9 protein-coding genes are annotated in these 12,824 nt (G+C 52.4%); 3 read left to right on the top strand and 6 right to left on the bottom strand.

Features of this window, described 5'->3' with window-relative positions; translation table 11 throughout:
- Positions 1-106 precede the first annotated feature (106 nt).
- Complete coding sequence (gene ppa, locus EFER_RS21490; RefSeq protein WP_000055077.1) at positions 107-637, top strand: inorganic diphosphatase; 531 nt, start codon at positions 107-109, stop codon at positions 635-637.
- A 449-nt stretch (positions 638-1,086) separates the two neighbouring features.
- The gene (locus EFER_RS21485) at positions 1,087-2,415 is read left to right on the top strand and encodes an IS4-like element IS4 family transposase (protein ID WP_000547318.1); all 1,329 of its coding nucleotides are present in this window, start codon (positions 1,087-1,089) and stop codon (positions 2,413-2,415) included.
- A gap of 72 nt (positions 2,416-2,487) precedes the next feature.
- Here the strand turns inward: EFER_RS21485 and esiB are convergent, their stop codons facing one another.
- The 4 genes from esiB to tamA form a co-directional block, all read right to left on the bottom strand.
- On the bottom strand, positions 2,488-3,960 hold the full coding sequence (gene esiB, locus EFER_RS21480) for a secretory immunoglobulin A-binding protein EsiB (RefSeq protein WP_000749157.1): 1,473 nt from the start codon (positions 3,958-3,960) through the stop codon (positions 2,488-2,490).
- Positions 3,961-4,109: 149 nt separating this feature from the next.
- Positions 4,110-4,451 carry a gamma-glutamylcyclotransferase family protein gene (locus EFER_RS21475; protein ID WP_001219160.1) on the bottom strand — a complete coding sequence of 114 codons (342 nt, stop codon included), beginning with the start codon at positions 4,449-4,451 and terminating at the stop codon, positions 4,110-4,112.
- Positions 4,452-4,453: 2 nt separating this feature from the next.
- On the bottom strand, positions 4,454-8,230 hold the full coding sequence (gene tamB, locus EFER_RS21470; protein ID WP_000060850.1) for an autotransporter assembly complex protein TamB: 3,777 nt from the start codon (positions 8,228-8,230) through the stop codon (positions 4,454-4,456).
- The gene (gene tamA, locus EFER_RS21465; protein ID WP_001269286.1) at positions 8,227-9,960 is read right to left on the bottom strand and encodes an autotransporter assembly complex protein TamA; all 1,734 of its coding nucleotides are present in this window, start codon (positions 9,958-9,960) and stop codon (positions 8,227-8,229) included. Before tamA ends, tamB begins: the two co-directional genes overlap by 4 nt.
- A gap of 205 nt (positions 9,961-10,165) precedes the next feature.
- On the opposite strand from tamA, the gene msrA reads away from it, so the two are divergent.
- Positions 10,166-10,804: a peptide-methionine (S)-S-oxide reductase MsrA gene (gene msrA / locus EFER_RS21455; RefSeq protein WP_002431723.1), complete on the top strand. Its 639-nt coding sequence runs from the start codon at positions 10,166-10,168 to the stop codon at positions 10,802-10,804.
- Between the two features lie 40 nt (positions 10,805-10,844).
- Here msrA and actP read toward each other — a convergent pair whose 3' ends face one another.
- Both actP and EFER_RS21445 read right to left on the bottom strand, forming a co-directional pair.
- Entirely contained in the window at positions 10,845-12,494 is a 1,650-nt protein-coding gene (gene actP / locus EFER_RS21450) for a cation/acetate symporter ActP (RefSeq protein ID WP_000832551.1), read from the bottom strand.
- The gene (locus tag EFER_RS21445; RefSeq protein WP_001014565.1) at positions 12,491-12,805 is read right to left on the bottom strand and encodes a DUF485 domain-containing protein; all 315 of its coding nucleotides are present in this window, start codon (positions 12,803-12,805) and stop codon (positions 12,491-12,493) included. Before EFER_RS21445 ends, actP begins: the two co-directional genes overlap by 4 nt.
- Positions 12,806-12,824 lie beyond the last annotated feature (19 nt).

Below are 12,824 nucleotides of genomic sequence, written 5' to 3'. Positions count from 1 at the left end.
AACGATGGCGGAAGTACAAAGTGAGCGAAAACAAGCGAAGACTTTCGCCGCGAGTTGGCTATAATACTCGGCACTTGTTTGCCACATATTTTTAAAGGAAACAGACATGAGCTTACTCAACGTCCCTGCGGGTAAAGAGCTGCCGGAAGACATCTACGTTGTTATTGAAATCCCGGCTAACGCAGATCCGATCAAATACGAAATCGACAAAGAGAGCGGCGCACTGTTCGTTGACCGCTTCATGTCCACCGCGATGTTCTATCCGTGCAACTACGGTTACATCAACCACACCCTGTCTCTGGACGGTGACCCGGTTGACGTACTGGTCCCAACTCCGTACCCGCTGCAGCCGGGTTCAGTGATCCGCTGCCGTCCGGTTGGCGTTCTGAAAATGACCGACGAAGCCGGTGAAGATGCGAAACTGATTGCTGTTCCGCACACTAAGCTGAGCAAAGAATACGATCACATTAAAGACGTAAACGATCTGCCTGAACTGCTGAAAGCTCAGATCGCTCACTTCTTCGAGCACTACAAAGACCTCGAAAAAGGCAAGTGGGTAAAAGTTGAAGGTTGGGAAAACGCAGAAGCCGCTAAAGCTGAAATCGTTGCTTCCTTCGAGCGCGCCAAGAATAAATAAGTTCTTCAAGCGTAATAACCCTGAACGCCGGGCTTCGGTTAGTAAGGGTTTTTTTATGCCCGGAATATATAAACTCTCTATTCCACTATCATTATTCTCAGCAGTTGAAAGGCTTGAACGGTAAGAACAAGCAAACCCGACCACCATTTTGCTGTTCATAGCCGCTTGCTGGAAGTTAGCCAACCTCACTCATTCTCACCGTTCAAAGCGTGTACCCGTTTTACCCCTGCGTAATTGTGAACGCCAGCAGAGTTTTTTATGCGTTTACGGATATGGAAAGCGGCTCGGAAGGAAAAGCAAAAGGCGAGGAAGTTACAAAAAAGAATACGATTCGTCTCGCAAAAAAATAACGCCACCCGCAGGTGTAATGCCGATCAGTTAAGGATCAGTTGACCGATCCAGTGGCTGTGTAAGAATCCGGAAACGCTCACTCGTTTCCGGATTTTTTTATGCACATTGGACAGGCTCTTGATCTGGTATCCCGTTATGATTCTCTGCGTAACCCACTGACTTCTCTGGGGGATTACCTCGACCCCGAACTCATCTCTCGTTGCCTTGCCGAATCTGGTACTGTAACGCTACGCAAGCGCCGTCTTCCCCTCGAAATGATGGTCTGGTGTATTGTTGGCATGGCGCTTGAGCGTAAAGAACCTCTTCACCAGATTGTGAATCGCCTGGACATCATGCTGCCGGGCAATCGCCCTTTCGTTGCCCCCAGTGCCGTTATTCAGGCCCGCCAGCGCCTGGGAAGTGAGGCTGTCCGCCGCGTGTTCACGAAAACAGCGCAGCTCTGGCATAACGCCACGCCGCATCCGCAATGGTGCGGCCTGACCCTGCTGGCCATCGATGGTGTGTTCTGGCGCACACCGGATACACCAGAGAACGATGCAGCCTTCCCCCGCCAGACACATGCCGGGAACCCGGCGCTCTACCCGCAGGTCAAAATGGTCTGCCAGATGGAACTGACCAGCCATCTGCTGACGGCTGCAGCCTTCGGCACGATGAAGAACAGCGAAAATGAGCTTGCTGAGCAACTTATAGAACAAACCGGCGATAACACTCTGACGTTAATGGATAAAGGTTATTACTCACTGGGACTGTTAAATGCCTGGAGCCTGGCGGGAGAACACCGCCACTGGATGATCCCTCTCAGAAAGGGAGCGCAATATGAAGAGATCAGAAAACTGGGTAAAGGCGATCATCTGGTGAAGCTGAAAACCAGCCCACAGGCACGAAAAAAGTGGCCGGGACTGGGAAATGAGGTGACAGCCCGCCTGCTGACTGTGACGCGCAAAGGAAAGGTCTGCCATCTGCTGACGTCGATGACGGACGCCATGCGCTTCCCCGGAGGAGAAATGGCGGATCTGTACAGTCATCGCTGGGAAATCGAACTGGGATACAGGGAGATAAAACAGACGATGCAACTGAGCAGGCTGACGCTGAGAAGTAAAAAGCCGGAGCTTGTGGAGCAAGAGCTGTGGGGTGTCTTACTGGCTTATAATCTGGTGAGATATCAGATGATTAAAATGGCGGAACATCAGAAAGGTTACTGGCCGAATCAACTGAGTTTCTCAGAATCATGCGGAATGGTGATGAGAATGCTGATGACATTGCAGGGCGCTTCACCGGGACGTATACCGGAGCTGATGCGCGATCTTGCAAGTATGGGACAACTTGTGAAATTACCGACAAGAAGGGAAAGGGCCTTCCCGAGAGTGGTAAAGGAGAGGCCCTGGAAATACCCCACAGCCCCGAAAAAGAGCCAGTCAGTTGCTTAACTGACTGGCATTACACCCGCAGGTGGCATTGGTTGAGTGGTATTAGCGCAAACCTGATCTGACAGTTACCCGTTATTTATTACCCGTCGTTACAGTAGATCGTGCGTTAAGCTTTTGCATTCTCGCCCAGGCTTCCGGGGCATATTTTTCTATATATTGTTGCGATAATAATTCAGCCTGTTGCAGTTGTTTGGCTGTCAGCTTTTTCTCTGTAATATTGCGGTTTTCCGTACCAAAAAGATTCATATCATTGGTCGATGCGGTATCGAACCACGCCCAGGCCTGCACATAATCACGTTCTACGCCCAAGCCATAATAATAGATTTCACCTAATTGCACCTGCGCTGAACTAAATCCTTGCTCTGCGGCTTTTCGCATCCAGATTGCGGCTTGTTGCTCATCTTTTTTAACACCTTTTCCCTGGAGTAAAGCATTACCCAAATTAAATTGCGCCATTGCCACTCCCTCTTCAGCCGCCTTGCGATACCAGTCCACGGCCCTTCTCTGTTCTTCTTCGGAACCATGTCGATACAATAATGCCCCGAGATTAACCTGAGCATCAGTATCCCCCTGTTCTGCCGATTTGGTGTACCAATAGATAGCTTGCTCACGGTTATAGGGAATGCCTTCTGCGCGCCTGATATATATTTCAGCTAAATAATATTGCCCAATGGCATTGCCCTGTTCTGCCGATTTACGGTACCACTCCAGTGCTTTTAACGGCTCTTTCGCACCCGCCAAACCTTCTTCTAATATGTATCCCAGTCGATACTGTGCAATAGCATTTCCCTGCTCTGCCGACTGGGTAAACAATATCCGCGATTGAGTGTAATCCTGAGTAACACCGATACCGAAATAGTACATATCAGCCAAATGAAGCTGCCCTAACTCGTCGCCGGATGTCGCTGATTTTCGATACCATTGCGCCGATATAGCATCGTTTTTTTCAACACCTAAACCTTTGGAATAAATATAACCAAGCTGATTACAGGACCAGACGTTACCTTGTTCCGCTGCTTTGCTATACCACTCACGTGCCATAACGTAATCCCGCGTTACACCATCGCCTTCAAAATATGCATCTCCCATACTTTGCTGGCCGCTGTCACGACCTTGCTCTGCTGCCAGGCGAAACCATTTCACAGATTCGGCTTTATCAATCTTCACACCCTTACCGTCATGGTACATTACACCCAAATTCTGCTGCGCCTGTGGAAGCCCCTTCAGTGCTGCTTTTTTGTACCAGATAACCGCCTGAGCATAATCTTTCGGCACACCTTCACCGTTCATATAGCGTAACCCCAGTACAAATTCTGCCGGGGTGTATCCCTGCTCTGCGGCACGGCGAAACCAGTCAATCGCCTGGGTGAGATCCTTTGTCGTTTCATTACCCTGAAAATAGCGATATCCCAGCTCCAGCTGTGCTTTCGCTTCTCCACGTTCAGCTTTTTGCTTTAATTGCTCGAAATTGACATTTCCCAAAGCGGGAAGAGAAACGAGTGCAAACAGTCCTGTCAGCAGTGCAGCCAGAAGAGATTTTTTCATTGAGGTCGCGTCCTTGTTGAGCGTGCCAGGTGTTTATAACACTGCACAACAAATCAGCATTTAAGAAAAGATAAGAATGGCGTCAAATTCGGAATACATTCAGGCAGCTGGATAAAACAACGCCACCCGAAGGTGGCGTATGCATATGGTTACTTATCCCTGTCTAACCAGTCGCCGCTTTCAATTAGCTTCAATCCATCGACGGGTCGTTGATAAACGTACATCCATGCACTCCCGTACGGCGTCTGAATCAACTGGCGCGCGTATTCACCGCCCCTGGTGCGCAAGGCATCAAGTTCGGCCAGCGTGGCGTTGTCAATACGATAAACTTCACCGTGTACTGTTCCGTTCCCCGGAACTGCGCCTGGATAGTGGCCCAGGCTATACAACTGGTAGTTATCGATACTGAAATCGCCCAGTAACTGGGCATTGGTCATCCAGTGACTGTTGCCTTGTTTGTGGCGTAAACTGCCGTAGACAAATATTCGCATTGCTAAAACTCGAACTGATAGAGCAAATCCAGTGCCTGGTCTACACCAGACACGGCTTCCAGATATAGCTTAGGCATCAGGCGATAACGTAACGTGAGTGTTGCTATTGAGTCAAATATACCCACGCCGTATTTCACTTGCAGACCTGGCAATACATAGCCGCTGACCACCACCTGGGAGGAGTCGCCTACTCCCTCTGTGTCGAGCGCTAAGTTGCTTACGCCAAACGTCTCGCCGATTTTACCCACAATCTGACCACTTTGTGCAACCCCCAGACCAATCAGCATTGAGGTCATCGCCGCACTGTCACTCTGATCGCTCTCCAACCCTTGTCCACGTAGCAGGTAGGAAAGCGCGGCCTGTTGCGACATCGCCGGGTCAGAGAAGATCTCCGCTTTCGGTTCGTCTGCCAGACCAGTGACTCGAACTCCGGCGATTACGTCGTCTTCTGTAGCATCCGGGTTACGAATAGCTTCGATATTAAGATACGGTTGATCCGGCGGACCAGAGAACAGTAGCTCACCCTTACGCACAATCAGATCCTGACCATAGGCATGGAAGCGACCTTCAGGGATGTTGATCTGCCCGTTCAGGCCCAGTCCTTGTTTGTCCTGTACGACGTTGAGATCGCCCGTCAGCCGCGCTTTCAGGCCGAAGGCGTCAATGCGCACATTGTTGCCAACGTGGACAATCAGGTTGCTGTTAATCGGAATCGACGCCGTTTTCGGCTCTTCCGGTTGCAGGTTATCGTTAAGCATCACCACATCGCTGGAAACGCCCACCGCGCTTTCCGGCAGCTCATGCACCACAATGCGCGCCCAAGGGACATCCACGCGACCGTCGAGAGTAAACAGGTTTGGTGTAGCCTCGAATACAACATCTGGGGATACATCCATTCGTACCATCGGCGGCACGGTGATCCGTACCTTACTGCCTTTCGCGGTTACCCTCGCCCGCCAGTTTTCAATCTGGCTCCAGTCGGCGTCACCGCTCAGGTAGATTTCTCCCTGTTGGGTCCGCACAGTACCGGCAAGCGTCGAGCGCATACCGTTAAAATTAACCGCAAGCTGGCTCGGCTGCATAGCAAACGGCATAAAGTTGCCGTCGATATCCACACCCGTAACCTGGAGCTGACCAAACAACTGCGGGCTTTGCACATCACCCCCCAGACGCAAGTTGGCACTTACCATCCCCGCTGCTTTTTCCCCACGGGTAAAGATGGGGTTTATCATCGCAAGGTTGAAGTTACGGATATTGACGTTGCCACCAAGATTACGGCGGCCTTGTAGATCGGTCACCTGCACCTGTCCATCAAACTGGCCGTTATTGGTCAGGCGGATGGTCCAGCCCAGTTCGGCACGGTTGTTACGCAACTCCGCCGTCAGATTCAGCGTCTGAAACGCCACGGGCAGCGCCGCATCGTTGACGGTTTGCGTTACCTGCACGTTACGCCCCGAAAGGGTGATACTGCCCTGCGGCAGCCCCTCTTTCGTGGTGTCCCAGGCGACATCCGCTTTACCCGTGAAGATACCGCTGGCCTGAGTGGTTTCTGGCATAAACGGTTTCAGCATGGCCAGGTCGAAGCGGTTGAGATTCACCACCGCACGCCCTTCAGCCCCGGCATCAATGGTTTGCGGCACGCACAGTTCTGCATTCGGGTTAAGCCAGCAGTGTGGCCCGATGCTGATTTTTTGCTCCTGATTGCGGTAATCCAGCGCAATATCGCGGGTCAGCGACCACGGACCGACCGGCGTCTGGAAGCGCGTATTGCTAAGTGTTCCCTTCCAGCGTTCTTCTTTGCGATCAAAACTTCCTGCCAGATTAAGCTGCCCGGAAACCGGTTCGCCCTGAATCCGCAACTGTAGCTCGTGCTGCTTTTCGCTGCCTTTGGCATTCAGAGTGACGAGGTTGATATTCACATCGGGCTGCGAGATTTGCTCAACGCGTACGTCAAGTTTACCCGCAATCTGGTCAGTGGATTTGATATCGCCTTCCACGCGAACCTGCGCCACGGAAAGTTCCTGCCAGCGCAGGCCGCGCGCGGTGATATCTGCCAGTAGTTGTGGCGCTTCCACCGTGCCGCGTACTTTCACCAACCCTTTCGCTGTACCACCCAGTCCTGGTAGCGCATTATCCAGCCCCGGCGCGTTGATGGTGGCATCAAGATTGAGATCTTTTACCCCCAGCTCGCCTTTCACTTCGGCACTGTTTGGCCCCAGTTCCAGATGAAGCCCTGGGATCATCCACTGCATATAACTGTTGCCTTTTAGCGTGCCGTCAACGTTCACTTTGTTCTGTTTGACGTTACCGGTCAGCTTCAACTCCGGCACGTCCATCTGCCAGGTGCCGCCATACAGACTACCGCGCGTTTTAATCAAACCATTGAGTTTCGACGGCCACTCCGGGAACTCTTTCGCGGTGTTAATGCCATTAAGCGTTAACTCACCGCGCCAGCTAATTGCCTGCTGCCAGTCGAGTAGCGCCTTGAGTTCAGTTTTCCCTTCCAGCGCCGCGACGGTGAGTTTGTCGAGATTGACCTGCTGTTCATTGCCTTTGGCATCAAGGGTAATGGTCGCGGGCGGGATCTCCTGCCCCTTCACTACCGTACGCATAGAGATCGTGTAATCGGTCATTTTACCGGTGAGTTTCAATTTCAGATCATCCGCCTGATACTGTTTATCACCAGTGAACGGCCAGTAAAGCTGTTTGCTGTTCACTTCCACGTTGAGCGGCAATCCGGCTTCTGCCAGTCGCGTCTGGGCGCGTAAATCCATATCCACCGGACCGGAAAGGTTAACGCCTATCTCCAGCTGTTCGCGCAGTGCGCCGCCCACTTTCAGCTTCACCTTTTCACCTTTCAACGGCTCCACGTTCAGTGTGCTGTTGAGGGTGATATCCACCGGCCAGTTGTCTGATAGCTGCGCCGTGCCGCTGGCGTTGACGATCCCTTGATTGGAATCGATATCCAGGGCGTCCAGTTTGGTATTACCGTCGATGCTGCTCACTTTCAGCAGCATGGTGCGCACGGTGATGTCCGTGTCGCCCGTCACGCGCAGCTGCTCACCCTTAAACTCTTCAATATTCAGGTTGAGCGGCAAATGCACGTCGGTCATTTCCGGCAATACCGGGCGAGAAAAGAGATCTTTCAGCGTTTCGCCGAGCGGTTTTTCATCCGGCTGCGGATTTTCAATCTTCGGTTCGACGACCTCTTCCTGCGCTACTTCCGCCACTTTTGGCAGAGCAATCAATAAACCTTTCAGTGATGTCGGTTTCAGGGTCAGGGTTTTCTCCTGCCAGTTCATGCCGGAGGTGAAGTCCATCACCGACACCGTGGTGTCATCAATCTTGATGTTGACGTTGTCCAGCGCCACCCGCGTCAGGGTGATGGGATAGGGCGTGGAGAGATCCAGCGGCCCACTGTCTTCTTCTTCAACCTGTTCAGAAGGGGGCATCTTTTTGCTGTCGATGTTGACCTGAATGTCTTTCAGCGCCAGGTCATTAATGCAAACGCTGCTGTTCCACAGACAATCCAGCCCGACTGCCAGATGTAGATTACCCGCTTTTACCGCCACGCCTGGCTGCTCATAACGAACATCAGACAAGGTGAGATCGCGCCAGCCGCCGCTGACCTTGCCAATATCCAGCCCCGGCACCCAGCGATCTGCCGCTTTAAATACCAGATGCAGGCCGCTGGTGGTGCCCACCAGAAACGCCACCGATCCCAGCAACAGTAAGATAACGATAACCACGCCGAGGCTGATTTTTTTCCATAAACTCATAATTCTGGCCCCAGACCGATGTAAAACTGTAACCCGTGTTCGTCTTTATCCGCGACCGGTACGGCAAAATCGAGTTTGATTGGCCCGACTGGCGATTCCCAGCGCACGCCAACCCCGGTGCCAGTTTTAAAGTTACTACGACGGATATCGCTCACCGCTTCGCCGCTATCGACAAACACCGCGCCCCACCATTTTCCGGTGACGTTGTACTGGTACTCCAGCGATCCGGTTATCAACTTCGAGGCCCCTTTCAGGTCGCCGTCCGGGTATTTCGGGGCGATCGATTTGTATTTATAGCCACGAATACTGCGGTCGCCCCCGGCGAAGAAACGCAGATCCGGCGGTACTTTGTCGAAGTCACCCGTTTCAATCCAGCCCAACGTACCGCGCGTAACAAAACGATGGCGATCGTACAGTGTACGGATCCAGACGTTTTGCGCCTGGAAAACGGAGAAATCGACATCTGAGCCCCAGGCGGTGTTGGAGTAGTCGATAGAGTAGCGTTGCGAGTCGCCCCAGGTTGGCATCAGGCCACCGCGAGAACGCGTGCGGCTAATCATCACCCCCGGATAAAACAGCATCGTGGTGTTGGTGACTTCGCCCTGAGTAAAGTGGTCGAGACTCCAGCGCAGGTTAATCGCGCGTTGCCAGCCGCTGGAAAGATCCCAGTAGCGAGAAGCCACCAGCGTCGTGGAGTCAGACTCGGTATCGTTCAGGTCAGTACGCTTAAAACCGCCCTGCACCAAATAATATTGTTCCAGGGGGTTCTTAAGCAGTGGAATTTTATAGCTGAAATCAAGGATCTGCTCCGGTGCAGAAATACTGGTGCTGGTGGTCAGGCTATGACCGTACGAGTTCATCCATGGTTTTTTCCACGTCGCCTTAACTCGTGGCCCCACGTCCGTAGAGTAACCGACCCCGGTTTCGATGGTGTTTTCTGTGCGCGGCGAAACCACGCCCGTCAACGGTAATACTTTCGTTTCGCGCGCTTTATCAAATTGTGGTGCCACCACCACCGAATTAAACCAGCCGGTAGCAGAAAGTCGGCGGTTCAGTTCCGCCAGATCTTTCGATTCGTACTCATCGCCCTCTTTGAACGGCACCAGATTTTGCAGGTATTCGTCACGAATTTGTGATCCTTCAAAGGTCACATGCCCAAAGCGGTAACGTTCGCCACTATTATAATCAATATCCCAGAAGGCTTTATGCAGGCCGAGCGCAATGCCCAGCTGCGCTTTGGTAAATTCGCTATCGAAATAGCCTTTACGCAACGCAATGCTGGTTAAGGACTTTTTGAAATTTTCATAATCACCCTGGTTCAGAACAGTGCCAATCGCCGGGCGAGTATCGAGCAATTTCAAATAGTCTTTATCGGTCCGCGCGCCGCCGCGCAATACCACATCGGTGCCACCAATTAACACCGGAACGCCTGGCGTGACGTTGGCGATCAAAACCTGCCGCCCTTTCTTTGGCGGTGGACGGAGATCAAATTCAATGGTTGGCTGGTAATACCCCAACGCTTTCAGACCTTCGCGGATGGCATCATCCACGCGCGCACGAAAGCGCTGATCTGGTGTAACTTCATCACTTTGAATAGTAGAAAGCTGGGCACGAACGTTCTTCTCAAGCGCCCCTGATAGCCCTTTGACTTCCAGACGGACATTCGCGGCAACGGCAGAGCCGCTTAAGCAGAGTAAGCTTGCACAGCATAACTGTCGGATATAGCGCACATTTTCTCCTGAATATCCTTTATTCCAGCCCCTTGAACACCGCTTCACGGCTTAATAAAAACCCAACATCATGGATTAAAAAGCAGACTAAATCCCAAATATTTCTTATGTTTTACTTTAGACCTATTCACAGCGGTTATTGTGTGCAAATACGTCTCTTGTTACAACCTTAACGCCAATGACCGATTTTCGGGAGAACGACACCATGAGTTTATTTGATAAAAAGCATCTGGTTTCCCCCGCCGATGCCCTGCCTGGACGTAACACCCCGATGCCCGTAGCCACCTTGCATGCGGTCAACGGTCACTCAATGACCAACGTACCTGACGGAATGGAAATCGCCATTTTTGCGATGGGCTGTTTCTGGGGCGTGGAGCGACTTTTCTGGCAGCTTCCTGGGGTTTACAGCACTGCCGCTGGTTATACAGGAGGCTATACACCGAATCCTACTTACAGGGAAGTGTGCTCTGGAGAAACAGGCCATGCCGAAGCGGTACGTATTGTTTACGATCCTTCGGTAATCAGCTATGAGCAGCTGTTACAGGTATTTTGGGAGAATCACGATCCCGCCCAGGGTATGCGTCAGGGCAATGACCACGGCACGCAGTATCGTTCGGCGATTTATCCACTGACACCGGAACAAGATTCGGCCGCCCGTGCCAGCCGGGAACGTTTTCAGGCCGCGATGATCGCCGCTAATGATGATCGCCCTGTCACCACTGAAATAGCCAACGCCACGCCATTCTATTATGCCGAGGATGACCACCAGCAATATCTGCATAAAAATCCGTATGGTTATTGCGGTATCGGTGGGATTGGCGTCTGTCTGCCGCCTGATGCCTGAAGAGAAATTCCCCGGTCAAACGACCGGGGAAGGGTAGAGATTAATGCGCGCGGCCTTGCTCAACGCCAAAGCCAGTCTGGGAGCGGATAAACTGCGCACGGAACAGTTCACGCTCACGCGCACCTTCCGCTGAGTTATCGGTTGCCGAGAAGAACCATATGCCGAGGAATGCCACGGTGATAGAGAACAGCGCCGGGTATTCGTACGGGAAGATGGCTTTTTCGTGACCGAGGATCTGTACCCAAATGGTAGGGCCGAGAATCATCAGTACCACTGCGGTAATCAGCCCCAGCCAGCCGCCCATCATCGCGCCACGAGTGGTCAGTTTCGACCAGTACATGGAAAGCAGAATGATCGGGAAGTTACAGCTCGCCGCGATGGCAAACGCCAGGCCCACCATGAAGGCGATGTTCTGATTCTCAAACAGCACGCCGAGGATAATGGCAATCACGCCGAGGATCAGCACGGTGATTTTCGATACCCGCAGTTCTTCACGTTCGGTCGCGCCTTTTTTGAATACGTTAGCGTACAGGTCGTGAGACACCGCCGATGCGCCCGCCAGCGTCAGACCCGCAACCACCGCAAGAATGGTGGCGAAAGCAACCGCTGAAATAAAGCCGAGGAACAGGTTGCCGCCCACCGCATTGGCCAGGTGAACTGCCGCCATGTTGTTACCACCAATCAGATGGCCCGCCGCGTCTTTATATTCCGGATTTGCACCAACCAGCATGATCGCGCCAAAGCCGATAATAAAGGTCAGGATGTAGAAGTAGCCCATAAATCCGGTGGCGTAGAACACGCTCTTACGCGCTTCACGGGCATCGCTGACCGTAAAGAAACGCATCAGAATGTGCGGTAAGCCAGCCGTACCAAACATCAGCCCCAGCCCCAGCGACAGCGCGGAGATGGGATCTTTCACCAGTCCGCCCGGCTTCATGATATCGACACCTTTCGGGTGTACCGCCATCGCTTCGCTGAACAGATTGTTGAAGCTAAAGCCGACGTGTTTCATCACCATAAAGGCCATAAAGCTGGCACCAAACAGTAACAGCACAGCTTTGATAATCTGTACCCAGGTGGTCGCCAGCATGCCGCCGAACAGGACGTACATCATCATCAGCACGCCGACCAGCACTACCGCAATGTGATAGTTAAGGCCGAACAGCAGCTCGATAAGTTTACCTGCGCCTACCATCTGGGCGATAAGGTAAAGCGCCACGACCACCAGAGAACCACAGGCCGAAAGAATACGGATCGGCCCTTGTTTCAGACGGTAAGAGGCTACATCGGCAAAGGTGTAGCGCCCCAGGTTACGCAGACGTTCGGCAATCAGGAACAAAATGATCGGCCAGCCCACCAGGAAGCCCAGCGAGTAAATTAAGCCGTCATAGCCGGAGGTAAACACCAGCGCGGAGATCCCCAAGAATGAGGCAGCGGACATATAGTCCCCGGCAATCGCCAGCCCGTTCTGAAAACCGGTGATATTGCCGCCTGCGGTGTAGTAGTCATTACGCGAACGTACGCGTTTTGACGCCCAGTAGGTAATGCCGAGCGTAAACACGACGAAAATCAGGAACATAATAATCGCCTGCCAGTTCGTTGGCTGGCGCTCTACGGCCCCGCTAATAGCATCCGCGGCGTTAGCTGCGAAAGGGAGTGTGGCGGCAAGCGCCGTCAGAACTCTTTTCATGATGCTTGTACCTCATGCAGGACTTCATTATTAAGACGGTCGAATTCGCCGTTCGCCCGCCAGATGTAGATACCGGTGAGAACAAAGGAGATCACGATCACTCCAACACCAATCGGAATACCGCGTGTGACGCTGGTGTTCGGATTCAGCGGAGTGCCCAGCCAGCCGGGCGCGAAGGCGATCAGTAAAATAAAGCCGATATAAACTGCCAGCATAATAATCGACAGGATGGTGGCAAACCGTTGCCGTTTTTCGACTAACTCCCTGAAATGCGCATTGTCTTCTATCCGCTGATAAATAGTGCCATTCATCACAGATTCTCCAGAGGTT

It is taken from the genome of Escherichia fergusonii ATCC 35469, from assembly GCF_000026225.1.
GTDB classification, from domain to species: Bacteria; Pseudomonadota; Gammaproteobacteria; order Enterobacterales; family Enterobacteriaceae; genus Escherichia; species Escherichia fergusonii.
Note: the sequence above shows the minus strand (reverse complement) of the source record. Positions and strands in the feature narration are given on the sequence as shown.